At 31.8% G+C, this 15,830-nt stretch carries 5 protein-coding genes and 1 CRISPR repeat array; of the genes, 3 read left to right on the forward strand and 2 right to left on the reverse strand.

Going from position 1 to position 15,830, the window contains the following annotated elements:
- The first annotated feature begins 144 nt into the window (after positions 1–144).
- The 3 genes from cas9 to cas2 are packed head-to-tail and all read left to right on the forward strand — an operon-like array spanning position 145 to position 5,612.
- Entirely contained in the window at positions 145–4,371 is a 4,227-nt protein-coding gene (cas9, locus tag BLT46_RS03540) for a type II CRISPR RNA-guided endonuclease Cas9 (RefSeq protein WP_090406302.1), read from the forward strand.
- 15 nt (positions 4,372–4,386) lie between these two features.
- Entirely contained in the window at positions 4,387–5,277 is an 891-nt protein-coding gene (gene cas1 / locus BLT46_RS03545) for a type II CRISPR-associated endonuclease Cas1 (protein ID WP_090406305.1), read from the forward strand.
- Positions 5,274–5,612, forward strand: coding sequence for a CRISPR-associated endonuclease Cas2 (gene cas2 / locus BLT46_RS03550; RefSeq protein ID WP_090406308.1), 339 nt, complete (start codon positions 5,274–5,276; stop codon positions 5,610–5,612). Before cas1 ends, cas2 begins: the two co-directional genes overlap by 4 nt.
- A gap of 106 nt (positions 5,613–5,718) precedes the next feature.
- Positions 5,719–14,248: a CRISPR direct-repeat array (repeat unit 50 nt; unit sequence GCTGTGTGATTACACGATAAAAATACAATAATTTGAAAGCAATTCACAAC).
- A 128-nt stretch (positions 14,249–14,376) separates the two neighbouring features.
- On the opposite strand, the gene BLT46_RS03555 is transcribed toward cas2, so the two are convergent.
- Positions 14,377–14,685, reverse strand: a complete 309-nt coding sequence (locus tag BLT46_RS03555) for a hypothetical protein (RefSeq protein WP_090406313.1) — start codon at positions 14,683–14,685, stop codon at positions 14,377–14,379.
- A 113-nt stretch (positions 14,686–14,798) separates the two neighbouring features.
- Complete coding sequence (locus tag BLT46_RS03560) at positions 14,799–15,527, reverse strand: toxin-antitoxin system YwqK family antitoxin (RefSeq protein WP_090406316.1); 729 nt, start codon at positions 15,525–15,527, stop codon at positions 14,799–14,801.
- Between the last annotated feature and the right edge of the window lie 303 nt (positions 15,528–15,830).

Genomic DNA, 15,830 nt, shown 5'->3' on the forward strand with positions numbered 1-15,830 from the left:
ACGGAATAATCCTTATTGTGAATTGCTTTCATTATTGTAAAACAAATATATGTGAATTTATTGATACTAAAAAATATAATTATCAAATATTTTATCGTAATATTATAAAACATTCACACCTTTTACTGACAAAAAATAACAATCATGAAGAAAATATTAGGTTTAGACTTAGGAACAACATCTATTGGATGGGCTTACGTTCATGAAGCTGAAAATGAAAACGAAGTATCTACTATAGAAAAAATAGGCGTACGTGTAAACCCACTTACTGTTGATGAACAAATAAACTTTGAAAAAGGGAAGCCTATTACAACAAACGCTACGAGAACCTTATCTCGATCTGCTCGTCGTAACTTACAGCGCTATAAACTTAGACGTGAGCATCTTATCAGTATTCTAAAAGAAAACAATTGGATTAAAGACAATACTCTTTTAGCTGAAAACGGCAATCAATCAACTTTTGAAACATTCCTTTTAAGAGATAAAGCAGCTACGCAACAAATCAGCTTAGAAGAATTATCTCGCGTGTTATTAATGATTAACAAAAAAAGAGGTTATAAAAGTAGCCGTAAAGTTAACAACACTGAAGAAGGACAATTGATTGATGGTATGGCAATTGCTAAAAGGTTATATCACGAACAACTAACACCAGGTCAATTATCATTACAGTTAATTAAACAAGGCACTAAGAAATTACCTGATTATTATCGTTCCGACTTAAACCAAGAACTTGACTTAATTTGGTCGTTTCAACAAAAATTCTATCCGGAAGTATTTACTCCTGTATTTAAAGAATTACTAAAAGGTAAAGGTCTTAGAGCAACTTCTACTCAATTCTGGACAAGTTACAGCTTTAACACGGCTGATAATAAAGGTACAAGGGACGAGAAAAGACTACAGAGCTACCAATGGCGCGCTGATGCCTTGACTAAACAATTAGACAAAGAAATCGTTGCTTTTGTGATTGCCGAAATAAACGGTCAAATACATAACTCATCTGGCTATTTAGGTGCTATTAGCGACAGAAGTAAGGAACTTTACTTTAATCAATGGACAGTAGGACAATATCTTTACAAACAATTAATTGACAATCCACATACGCGTCTAAAAAACCAAGTCTTTTACAGACAAGATTACTTAGATGAATTTGAAAAAATATGGGATACACAATCTAAATTTTATCCAAAAGAACTTACACCTATTTTAAAAGAGGAAATAAGAGATACTATAATTTTCTATCAGCGCAAATTAAAGTCACAAAAAGGACTTATTAGTTTCTGTGAATTTGAACAAGAACAGAAAGTTATTAATGGTAAAACAAAAACAATAGGACAACGCGTTACGCCTAAATCTTCTCCTCTATTTCAAGAGTTTAAGATTTGGCAACAACTACATAATGTTACTTTAAGAAATAAAGAAACTAATGAAATAATAAATTTAGCAGCTGAACAAAAAGAACATTTATTTGAAGAATTAAACTTAAAAGGCAAATTATCAAATGCCCAAGTTCTTAAACTAATTGAATACAAACCTAAAAAGTGGGAGCTAAATTATTCAGAATTAGAAGGAAACAATACTAACAAAGCATTATATAACGCTTACTTAGATATTATTGACATTGCTGGTTATGATATCCGCAATGAATTAAAAATAAAACTGAACAAAGACGATATTGAATTAAGTGATTTAGATGTAAACGCATCTGAAATCAAAGAAATGATATTCTCTATTTTTAAACATTTAGGAATCAATACAGAGATCTTAGAGTTTGATGCTACTTTAGAAGGTAAAGCTTTTGAAAAACAAGCTTCTTACCAATTATGGCATTTGTTGTATTCATATGAAGAGGATAACTCACCAACAGGACTTGATAGACTATATGATTTACTACAAAAGAAATTTAACTTCACACTTGAACAAGCAAAGTGTGTAGGTAATGTATTATTTCAAGATGACTATGGAAGCTTATCTTCAAAAGCTATAAGAAAAATCTTTCCTTTTATCAAAGAAAACAATTACAGTTCTGCTTGTGAATATGCTGGATATAACCACTCTAAACATTCTCTTACAAAAGAAGAAAATGAAAAGAGAGAACTAAAAAGTCGCTTAACTATCTTAACTAAAAATAGTTTAAGAAATCCTGTTGTTGAAAAGATTTTAAATCAAATGATTAATGTAATCAACACATTAATTGATGGAGAAAATGAGAAATTAGTTGCTCAAGGAAAAGAACCTAATTTTCAATTTGATGAAATCCGTATTGAGTTAGCACGTGAACTTAAGAAAAATGCTAAGGAACGTGAAGAACTAACAAAATCAATGACACAAGGAAAAACAGACCACGAGAAATTTATCAAAATACTACAAAAAGAAGATGGCATAAAGAACCCTACTCGAAATGATATTATAAGATTCAAATTATATAATGAACTTAAAAACAATGGTTATAAAGACTTATATACAAATGAATATATCAAGAGACAAGACATCTTTACTAAAGAGTATGATATAGAGCACATTATTCCACAATCTAAATTATTTGATGATAGTTTTTCAAATAAAACATTAGTGCGTCGTAATGTAAACCTTAAGAAAGGAAATCAGACTGCTTATGACTTTATTCTTTCGGAATATGGCCAAGAAAAAGCAAATGAATTTGAAACAAGAGTCACAGATTTATTCAGTTTAGGACAAACAGAAGGTATCTCTAAAGCAAAACACAAGAAGTTATTAATGCGTGAAAATGAAATTGGAGAAGGTTTCATTGAAAGAGATTTACGAGAAACACAATACATTGCTAAAAAAGCAAAGTCGATGTTATTTGAGATCACGCGTTTTGTTGTTTCTACTTCTGGAAAAATTACTGATCGTTTACGTGATGATTGGGGGCTTATCAATGTTATGAAAGAACTTAATCTTCAAAAATATAGAGATGCAGGACTGACAGAATTCATTGAAATGAAAGATGGTAATAAAAAAGAAGTTATAACTGATTGGACTAAACGTAATGACCACCGTCATCACGCTATGGATGCCTTAACTGTTGCTTTTACTAAACACAATCATATTCAATACCTAAATAATCTGAATGCGAGAAAAAATGAAAATGCTAAAAAACATAGTACTATTATTGCTATCGAAACAAAAGAAACTCATATTGAAAAAGATAATTTAGGTAATAGAAAAAGAGTGTTTAACGAACCTATTCCTAATTTCAGAAACATTGCAAAAGCCCATTTAGAAAATGTCTTAATTTCTCATAAAGCTAAAAATAAAGTTGTTACTAAAAACATCAATAAAATAAGTGGACAAAAAGTAGGACAACAAACATTAACACCAAGAGGACAATTACACAAAGAAACAGTCTATGGCAAAATACGCCAATACGTATCCAAAGAAGAAAAGGTAGGTCCTAAATTTACTGTTGACATAATTGAACAAGTTAGTAACCCAACATATCGCAACTTATTATTAAAGCGCTTAGAGGAAAACAATAATGATCCTAAAAAAGCATTTGGAGGAAAAAATGCATTAAACAAGACACCTATTTATATTAGTTTAGAAAAAGACACCAAAGTACCAGAAATAGTAAAATTAGTCTGGTTAGAAGATGATTATACAATACGTAAAGAAGTTTCACCTGATCTAAAAATTGATAAAGTAATTGATGAAGGGGTGAAACGAATTTTACAACAAAGGTTAAAAGACTATGACAACAATGCTAAAACAGCATTTTCTGACTTAGATAAAAACCCTATTTGGTTAAATGAAGAAAAGGGAATTGCAATCAAAAGGGTAACTATATCTGGTGTTAAAAATGCTTTACCATTGCACATTAAAAAAGACCATTTAGGACAACCTATTTTAGACAACAAAGGTCGTGAAATACCAGTTGATTTCATTAGTACAGGAAACAACCATCACGTAGCAATCTATGAAGATGAAAACGGTAAACTACAAGAAAGTGTTGTTTCTCTTTTTGAAGCAGTAGAACGCGTAAATCAACAGTTGCCAATTATAGATAAAACACTTAACCAACACTTAGGATGGAAGTTTTTGTTTACAATGAAACAAAATGAATTATTCTTGTTTCCAACAGATGATTTTAATCCCAAAGAAGTTGACTTATTTGATAAGAAAAACTATGCAGTTATAAGTAAACATCTATTTAGAGTACAAAAAATATCTACAAAAAACTATATGTTTACTCATCACTTAGAAACAAAAGCTATTGATGGTGAAACTTTAAAAAACAAAAAAACATTAGCTGAAAAAGTTTATTATTCAATAAGGACTCCTGAGAATTTAATAAACATAATAAAAGTAAGAACCAATCATTTGGGAGAAATAGTACATATAGGCGAGTATTAACTAATTAGCATCATTATGCTCAAACGAACTATCTACATTGGTAGTCCCTCCTATTTAAAGTTAGCGCATCGTCAATTAAAGATTGACGATGCACTCTCTGGAGAGACCAAAGGAACAGTGCCTATTGAAGATTTAGGATTTTTAGTATTAGATCATCCTCAAATCACCATATCACATCCTGTTATTCAATTTTTACAACAACACAATGTTGCCATTATTAGTTGTGATGAATCTCATTTACCAGTAGGACTTATGTTACCGATTAGTGGTCATATTGAGCATTCTGAACGCTTAAAACAACAAATAAACATATCAGAACCCTTGCGCAAGCAACTTTGGAAACAAACTGTTGAAGCTAAAATATATCAACAAAAAGAGGTACTTCGCAAACAAGGTTTAGTAGAGGAACCAATGACAAAATACCTTAATGAGGTTAAGTCTGGTGATAGTACGAATATGGAAGGCATTGCAGCGCAATATTATTGGGGGCAACTTTTTGACGACTTTACACGTTCCAGAGAAGGAGATTCGCCCAATAACTTTCTCAATTTTGGATACGCCATTCTTAGAAGTATGGTTGCAAGGGCCATTGTGTGTAGTGGCCTCCACCCTACTTTAGGAATCTTTCATCGCAATAAGTATAATGCGTATTGTTTAGCAGATGATTTAATGGAGCCCTATCGCCCTTATGTAGATGAATTGGTTTTAGAATGGATAAGCAATCCGCTTAATCCAGCAGAAATAACAAAAGAAGCCAAGGCACATTTATTAAAAATTGCTACAAAAGACGTTTACATTAATGGCTTAATCAGACCTTTAATGACAGCACTGAGCATTACCACAAGTTCACTGTATAAATGCTTTTCAGGAGAAAGTAGAGTAATTCACTATCCGATGATCAAATGAGTTTTAGCCGTTATAATGCATATCGAATTATGTGGGTATTAGTATTTTTTGATTTGCCAACAGATTCTAAGCGACAGCGAAGTGTTGCTTCTAAGTTTAGAAAAAACTTAATAGATGATGGTTTTAATATGTTCCAATTCTCTATCTATATCAGGCATTGTCCCAGTAGAGAAAATGCAGAAGTACATATCAAACGAGTAAAAAAACAACTTCCAGCAGAGGGAAAAATTGGAATACTCTGCATTACAGATAAACAATTTGGGCAAATGGAACTCTTTTTTGCTAAAAAAGAAACAGAGCTTCCCGTTATGCCACAGCAATTAGAACTCTTCTAATAGAAACAAAAAACGGCTATAAAACATTAAGTTTATAGCCGTTTTTTTGGTTTTTATTCATCCTATAATCTACCTCAATCCCTTGTTTTACAACGCTTTTCACGAGGCTGTGTGATTACACGATAAAAATACAATAATTTGAAAGCAATTCACAACCATCCTTCTTCTGGTCTTACAACTACTATAGCTGTGTGATTACACGATAAAAATACAATAATTTGAAAGCAATTCACAACTAAACATACTGTATCAATAAAGAAATGTTAGCTGTGTGATTACACGATAAAAATACAATAATTTGAAAGCAATTCACAACCAATCTTACATCTTAACGACTGCTAAATATGCTGTGTGATTACACGATAAAAATACAATAATTTGAAAGCAATTCACAACATATTGTCCGTTTTTTGAGATTAGTTTGTAGCTGTGTGATTACACGATAAAAATACAATAATTTGAAAGCAATTCACAACCACAATCTCCCTGATTATTATCAAAAATATGCTGTGTGATTACACGATAAAAATACAATAATTTGAAAGCAATTCACAACATATTATATAGTTTCTAGAATTTTAAAATCGCTGTGTGATTACACGATAAAAATACAATAATTTGAAAGCAATTCACAACATCCCACGTAAACAAAAAAAAACCCTGCAAGCTGTGTGATTACACGATAAAAATACAATAATTTGAAAGCAATTCACAACAAGTTGTTAGACAGCATTATAAAAAACATTGCTGTGTGATTACACGATAAAAATACAATAATTTGAAAGCAATTCACAACTATACGCTTGTTATACTCGGCGTTAAAATGGCTGTGTGATTACACGATAAAAATACAATAATTTGAAAGCAATTCACAACTTACGTTTACGGATATTCTTAACGATAAAAGCTGTGTGATTACACGATAAAAATACAATAATTTGAAAGCAATTCACAACTGGTTTAATATTCGATGAGCGTAATTGTCAGCTGTGTGATTACACGATAAAAATACAATAATTTGAAAGCAATTCACAACAGTTTAAAAAATCATAATTATTACCCACAAGCTGTGTGATTACACGATAAAAATACAATAATTTGAAAGCAATTCACAACAACTTTTGTAGGTTTAACTCCATTTACAAGGCTGTGTGATTACACGATAAAAATACAATAATTTGAAAGCAATTCACAACCTGGTCGGTACTCTATTTACAGCTTCAAAAGCTGTGTGATTACACGATAAAAATACAATAATTTGAAAGCAATTCACAACAAGACGCATTAAAAGAATTATGGAATTAGAGCTGTGTGATTACACGATAAAAATACAATAATTTGAAAGCAATTCACAACTGAATATGTGTTTTGCCTATCTTAACGCAAGCTGTGTGATTACACGATAAAAATACAATAATTTGAAAGCAATTCACAACACATCTGTGTCCATTAACTTAACTTCAAACGCTGTGTGATTACACGATAAAAATACAATAATTTGAAAGCAATTCACAACTTGCCAAGCCGACTTAGCAATATCTATTTTGCTGTGTGATTACACGATAAAAATACAATAATTTGAAAGCAATTCACAACAAAAACTATAAGGATCTGTACGAGGACAATGCTGTGTGATTACACGATAAAAATACAATAATTTGAAAGCAATTCACAACTAAGATGTTTAAACGTTACGCAAAAGGTCAGCTGTGTGATTACACGATAAAAATACAATAATTTGAAAGCAATTCACAACAGAATTAGAGAAGTCGGCAATTGCTAAAAGGCTGTGTGATTACACGATAAAAATACAATAATTTGAAAGCAATTCACAACCAATGATTAAATTGCAAGGTCAAGGATTGTGCTGTGTGATTACACGATAAAAATACAATAATTTGAAAGCAATTCACAACGCCTTTGTTGTTGAATTACTTGCAAAACTAGCTGTGTGATTACACGATAAAAATACAATAATTTGAAAGCAATTCACAACTACTATTGATGCACCTACTATCTATACTGTGCTGTGTGATTACACGATAAAAATACAATAATTTGAAAGCAATTCACAACAAGTAAAGAAGAGGTGACAGAAATCTTACAGCTGTGTGATTACACGATAAAAATACAATAATTTGAAAGCAATTCACAACGCTAATAACACTGATAAGTTAAAAACATTAGCTGTGTGATTACACGATAAAAATACAATAATTTGAAAGCAATTCACAACATAAATATACTTGAATAATGCCTATATTTAGCTGTGTGATTACACGATAAAAATACAATAATTTGAAAGCAATTCACAACGTAATATTAAAGTATTGACCGATACCCATCGCTGTGTGATTACACGATAAAAATACAATAATTTGAAAGCAATTCACAACTTGAAAATAAAAATATGTATGATGAATTATGCTGTGTGATTACACGATAAAAATACAATAATTTGAAAGCAATTCACAACAAGGCAAAGAAAACGTACAAATAGTAAAGTGCTGTGTGATTACACGATAAAAATACAATAATTTGAAAGCAATTCACAACAGGTGGTTTTATCGCCTAAATGATGGAGCTGCTGTGTGATTACACGATAAAAATACAATAATTTGAAAGCAATTCACAACAATCGACGAATCTTATTTCACTAACAAGTTGCTGTGTGATTACACGATAAAAATACAATAATTTGAAAGCAATTCACAACTGGAGCTTTAGGAGGGTATAAGCACATATAGCTGTGTGATTACACGATAAAAATACAATAATTTGAAAGCAATTCACAACATTATTAAATATATAATTGACGCATATATAGCTGTGTGATTACACGATAAAAATACAATAATTTGAAAGCAATTCACAACAGAAGAGCGAAGAAATAGAGAGCTTAAAGAGCTGTGTGATTACACGATAAAAATACAATAATTTGAAAGCAATTCACAACAAATGCTTTCATATTGTTTTCGTTTTAATTGCTGTGTGATTACACGATAAAAATACAATAATTTGAAAGCAATTCACAACGAACAATTCGGTTTATTCCAGGTTCAAAAAGCTGTGTGATTACACGATAAAAATACAATAATTTGAAAGCAATTCACAACCTATATATATAGATAATCAATATACAGGGTGCTGTGTGATTACACGATAAAAATACAATAATTTGAAAGCAATTCACAACAATCAATTAACAAAGGTGGTTACGCTACTAGCTGTGTGATTACACGATAAAAATACAATAATTTGAAAGCAATTCACAACGAACCTAATTTAATTAATTCAGTAGCTACCGCTGTGTGATTACACGATAAAAATACAATAATTTGAAAGCAATTCACAACTATTGTCATTATGTATATCTATTCCATTGGGCTGTGTGATTACACGATAAAAATACAATAATTTGAAAGCAATTCACAACTACACATCTCCACTCTCTTGCGTTCCATGTGCTGTGTGATTACACGATAAAAATACAATAATTTGAAAGCAATTCACAACTAACGTCTCCAGTTGTTGGTTCAATCATTAGCTGTGTGATTACACGATAAAAATACAATAATTTGAAAGCAATTCACAACATTATGTCGCTCCCTTTAGGTTGTAACGCTGCTGTGTGATTACACGATAAAAATACAATAATTTGAAAGCAATTCACAACAATTGGTCGAGTAATATAACAAAACAAATAGCTGTGTGATTACACGATAAAAATACAATAATTTGAAAGCAATTCACAACTATACGTCCGCTAATTGTTCTTAATTCTCGGCTGTGTGATTACACGATAAAAATACAATAATTTGAAAGCAATTCACAACTCCAGCCTTGAATGCTGTTAAAGTAGGCTAGCTGTGTGATTACACGATAAAAATACAATAATTTGAAAGCAATTCACAACAGCTTGTCTGCTCTTTCTTTGTCAAACCCGGCTGTGTGATTACACGATAAAAATACAATAATTTGAAAGCAATTCACAACTTAGATACAGCTGCTGTTACAGCGTATAACGCTGTGTGATTACACGATAAAAATACAATAATTTGAAAGCAATTCACAACTAAGCCTAATCTACTTTGTGTTCTTTCTTTGCTGTGTGATTACACGATAAAAATACAATAATTTGAAAGCAATTCACAACTGTGTAGTCTCCAGGTGCGTAAGCGTTGTCGCTGTGTGATTACACGATAAAAATACAATAATTTGAAAGCAATTCACAACACTTTAAGTTGTTGGTAGACGTAAAAACACGCTGTGTGATTACACGATAAAAATACAATAATTTGAAAGCAATTCACAACAAACCTCTTTAATTACCTCTCTCTCTACTGGCTGTGTGATTACACGATAAAAATACAATAATTTGAAAGCAATTCACAACTAGTGCCTTCGAAAAAATCAATGTAGGATTGCTGTGTGATTACACGATAAAAATACAATAATTTGAAAGCAATTCACAACTAAATAGATAAATTTTATAATTGTTTGATTGCTGTGTGATTACACGATAAAAATACAATAATTTGAAAGCAATTCACAACACTGCCTGTTATCGGTAAAAGTAACTCTTTGCTGTGTGATTACACGATAAAAATACAATAATTTGAAAGCAATTCACAACAGACTCCACATACGAAGCGCCAGCCATAAAGCTGTGTGATTACACGATAAAAATACAATAATTTGAAAGCAATTCACAACCTATACTTAGTATTACTATAATCAGTATTAGCTGTGTGATTACACGATAAAAATACAATAATTTGAAAGCAATTCACAACCATGGCGACAATGCACGCCGTGCAGATTACGCTGTGTGATTACACGATAAAAATACAATAATTTGAAAGCAATTCACAACTGCCCTACCGACAATACAATAATAGTTGGAGCTGTGTGATTACACGATAAAAATACAATAATTTGAAAGCAATTCACAACTATTGCTTTTTGATTTCAAAGCCTACGGGGGCTGTGTGATTACACGATAAAAATACAATAATTTGAAAGCAATTCACAACTAGACTTTGCAGTGTTTGCAACTGAATTTAGCTGTGTGATTACACGATAAAAATACAATAATTTGAAAGCAATTCACAACAAAGCATAGTCTAATACTTCCATACACTTAGCTGTGTGATTACACGATAAAAATACAATAATTTGAAAGCAATTCACAACATTTTAGCAACTACCCATTTACGTGCGTCAGCTGTGTGATTACACGATAAAAATACAATAATTTGAAAGCAATTCACAACACTCAAACAACCTATTTTGACCTATTTTAAGCTGTGTGATTACACGATAAAAATACAATAATTTGAAAGCAATTCACAACGATCTTACAATAAGGAAGGTTCACACCCATGCTGTGTGATTACACGATAAAAATACAATAATTTGAAAGCAATTCACAACGATATTGAAAGATTGAGAAGACATTACTATGCTGTGTGATTACACGATAAAAATACAATAATTTGAAAGCAATTCACAACATGAAAAGTGTGGTTGGACTGGTTCAAGATGCTGTGTGATTACACGATAAAAATACAATAATTTGAAAGCAATTCACAACTTCGGTATAGTTGAGATTTACGCTTTCTTCGCTGTGTGATTACACGATAAAAATACAATAATTTGAAAGCAATTCACAACATGGGTTACGAGGTAAAGAGCTTTGAAGCGGCTGTGTGATTACACGATAAAAATACAATAATTTGAAAGCAATTCACAACGATCTTACAATAAGGAAGGTTCACACCCATGCTGTGTGATTACACGATAAAAATACAATAATTTGAAAGCAATTCACAACGATATTGAAAGATTGAGAAGACATTACTATGCTGTGTGATTACACGATAAAAATACAATAATTTGAAAGCAATTCACAACATGAAAAGTGTGGTTGGACTGGTTCAAGATGCTGTGTGATTACACGATAAAAATACAATAATTTGAAAGCAATTCACAACATGGGTTACGAGGTAAAGAGCTTTGAAGCGGCTGTGTGATTACACGATAAAAATACAATAATTTGAAAGCAATTCACAACAAATCGGTACGGGTGGTGGTAAAACACTTAGCTGTGTGATTACACGATAAAAATACAATAATTTGAAAGCAATTCACAACCATTTAATTGATGTTCGTCAAGTTCAATTTGCTGTGTGATTACACGATAAAAATACAATAATTTGAAAGCAATTCACAACATATTAGCCAATAATAAAATTCAGGAATGTGCTGTGTGATTACACGATAAAAATACAATAATTTGAAAGCAATTCACAACCGACCGACCGCAGCATCCGTAGTCGCACAAGCTGTGTGATTACACGATAAAAATACAATAATTTGAAAGCAATTCACAACCAGGGGGAACGCTCATATATTCTGCCCTCTGCTGTGTGATTACACGATAAAAATACAATAATTTGAAAGCAATTCACAACAGGCAAATATGTGGATAATTCTGGAGCAATGCTGTGTGATTACACGATAAAAATACAATAATTTGAAAGCAATTCACAACTAACATTAATACACACTGTACCACCCGAAAGCTGTGTGATTACACGATAAAAATACAATAATTTGAAAGCAATTCACAACATGGACTGAAGAGAACTTTATAAACAGCGTGCTGTGTGATTACACGATAAAAATACAATAATTTGAAAGCAATTCACAACACAATGTATAAGAGATAAAGAACACTTTAAGCTGTGTGATTACACGATAAAAATACAATAATTTGAAAGCAATTCACAACAAACTTTGATGCGAGTATAAATACTCATCGGCTGTGTGATTACACGATAAAAATACAATAATTTGAAAGCAATTCACAACGCACTTATTATCATTATCCTTTGCTCATTAGCTGTGTGATTACACGATAAAAATACAATAATTTGAAAGCAATTCACAACTTAGTCAGAGATAAGGCTGATAAACGTATTGCTGTGTGATTACACGATAAAAATACAATAATTTGAAAGCAATTCACAACTCCCCGTTAAGGCATTGCACCGTAACGGTAGCTGTGTGATTACACGATAAAAATACAATAATTTGAAAGCAATTCACAACAGCTTGCAAACACTGCAAGCCTTGCACCTGGCTGTGTGATTACACGATAAAAATACAATAATTTGAAAGCAATTCACAACTACTGAGGAGTAACCCATTAGCACTTTTGCGCTGTGTGATTACACGATAAAAATACAATAATTTGAAAGCAATTCACAACTACACGGTAGCGACATCGTTAGCCCCGAAAGCTGTGTGATTACACGATAAAAATACAATAATTTGAAAGCAATTCACAACACGGCGTTCTTTAACCATTACGTAGTTTACGCTGTGTGATTACACGATAAAAATACAATAATTTGAAAGCAATTCACAACGAAGTGCAATAAATATTAATCAATATGCATGCTGTGTGATTACACGATAAAAATACAATAATTTGAAAGCAATTCACAACACGGCGTTCTTTAACCATTACGTAGTTTACGCTGTGTGATTACACGATAAAAATACAATAATTTGAAAGCAATTCACAACGCATCTATGGCCGCTTCGATAAATTCGCGGGCTGTGTGATTACACGATAAAAATACAATAATTTGAAAGCAATTCACAACAAATAGACTCCGTAGGCGCCGAAGTCGATAGCTGTGTGATTACACGATAAAAATACAATAATTTGAAAGCAATTCACAACTATTATTCCTACAACTATTTACAAATTCGGGCTGTGTGATTACACGATAAAAATACAATAATTTGAAAGCAATTCACAACATAGACTTGGAACATCATTTTGAAAACAACGCTGTGTGATTACACGATAAAAATACAATAATTTGAAAGCAATTCACAACATATGTGTTGCAGGTGCTAATTACGCTTTTGCTGTGTGATTACACGATAAAAATACAATAATTTGAAAGCAATTCACAACGCACTACTTCTTCGCTTATACTCCTTCATTGCTGTGTGATTACACGATAAAAATACAATAATTTGAAAGCAATTCACAACATCTATTGCAGGACAGTTGAAAGCGTTTAGGCTGTGTGATTACACGATAAAAATACAATAATTTGAAAGCAATTCACAACAGGTAAGTCTGATAATCTATTTCAAAGCCAGCTGTGTGATTACACGATAAAAATACAATAATTTGAAAGCAATTCACAACGCATTAGTAATAACTACATCTTTAAAAAGTGCTGTGTGATTACACGATAAAAATACAATAATTTGAAAGCAATTCACAACACCACAACGCAATAAGGCAAATCGTCAAATGCTGTGTGATTACACGATAAAAATACAATAATTTGAAAGCAATTCACAACACAACAAGACATATTCCATACCCCTACTGAGCTGTGTGATTACACGATAAAAATACAATAATTTGAAAGCAATTCACAACAAAAACTTTTAATCATGCATCGGGGAATTGGCTGTGTGATTACACGATAAAAATACAATAATTTGAAAGCAATTCACAACACCACAACGCAATAAGGCAAATCGTCAAATGCTGTGTGATTACACGATAAAAATACAATAATTTGAAAGCAATTCACAACCAACCGTGACGATATCAGCACCAACATTACGCTGTGTGATTACACGATAAAAATACAACAATTTGAATTGTAAAATCACTAAATACCAAAACAAATATTATCCAATGAAATAAAGCAATTCACAACCATTAAACCCCTTCAATTTGGTTTACAATAGTATCATTATAAATTACCCCCTCTTTCATTTGTTTTAAGAAACCTTCTAATTGCTTCAAATCCATCTCTTCATATTCTTCTCTAAACTCTTTTGAATTTCTATCAATTTCTGGATCGTTTTCCCATCCATATTTTTTGAACAATCTATCAGCTTCTTTTATTTTTAAATCAAGTTGAGCTTCCTTATCCGCTTTTTCTTGGTCTTTCCTCTCTTTATCATCACTACAGCTTGCAATAAGTACACTTCCAATTAAAAAATAACTAAATAATACTTTTTTCATGTTTAATAAATTATTAATTATAACTTTTAAGCTTGAGTTAATACCAATAACTAAAGTTTAATTTTTAAAACTTTCAAATTATATTTCTACACAATAAAACCCCAACCTAAAAACTAATACCTCTTAACCTCCCCAACCAACAGGTCATACTCATAATTTGCTTCACCCATTAATTTTCCTTTCTCATCATATCCCTTCATAATTCCGTGCAGCGATCCCTCTTTATAACCTACCTCAGACTGTAACTGTCCATTCCTATAATACTTCTTAACCACCCCATCTAAAACCCCATTCTTATAATTTGCTTCTATCTCTACCTTTCCATTCTCAAAATACCCAATAGTAACACCATTCGCTATCCCATCTATATATCTTGATTCACCAGAAAGTTGTCCCCCTTCATAATAAGCTTTAATCACTCCGTTAAGTTCCCCATTTTTATAATCTGATGCAGTACGCAATTGCCCATTCTCATAAAACTGTTTCTTAGCTCCATCTATCTTTCCGGCTTTGTAGCTGGTTTCAAACGCTATTTTCCCCTGCTCATTATACTCCTTAAGAACACCGTCAATCTCCCCATTTTTATAATTTCCCTCTGCTTTTAACTGCCCATTTTCATAATATCGCTTAGCGGTTCCCTCTAAAATTCCATTCTTGTAACTCTCCACAAATTTTACTTCCCCATTGGAATAAAGACTCCTCGCTGTTCCACTAAATGGCTTATCTGATTTAATAGCGTAAGCCACCCCATTTCTCTCCTCCAAATCTTTAAGATCAACTTCTTGTGCATAACAATTCACCAATGAAAATGATATAAATAAAAGATATAGAACTCTTTTCATAACTACTTAATTTTAAACAAATCTAACTGTGTATGCTGATAAAAGTACGATAATTTCAATTATATAAGTAGTGAATACTTAAATCAACCTGTTTTCTAATCCCCCTTAAAACCCCTCCTCCAACACCCCTCAACCACCTATCATTACAGACTTATACGGACCTTGTACCACACAAATACCACATTTGTACCACACACCTACCGAAAAAAAGCTGATTTCCGAAGGTCTGTGGTACTTGTGTGGGAGATGTCTCGAACATGGGCTAATTAAAACACCTTTAATTCACAAATAATTACACTTCAA

The organism is Myroides phaeus (genome assembly GCF_900099675.1).
Taxonomy (GTDB): Bacteria; Bacteroidota; Bacteroidia; order Flavobacteriales; family Flavobacteriaceae; genus Flavobacterium; species Flavobacterium phaeum.

Bases quoted from the DNA above. Each gene is read 5' to 3' on its own strand.
- cas9 (WP_090406302.1), top strand. From the start codon at position 145: ATGAAGAAAATATTAGGTTTAGACTTAGGAACAACATCTATTGGATGG.
- cas1 (WP_090406305.1), top strand. From the start codon at position 4,387: ATGCTCAAACGAACTATCTACATTGGTAGTCCCTCCTATTTAAAGTTA.
- cas2 (WP_090406308.1), top strand. From the start codon at position 5,274: ATGAGTTTTAGCCGTTATAATGCATATCGAATTATGTGGGTATTAGTA.
- BLT46_RS03555 (WP_090406313.1), bottom strand. From the start codon at position 14,685: ATGAAAAAAGTATTATTTAGTTATTTTTTAATTGGAAGTGTACTTATT.
- BLT46_RS03560 (WP_090406316.1), bottom strand. From the start codon at position 15,527: ATGAAAAGAGTTCTATATCTTTTATTTATATCATTTTCATTGGTGAAT.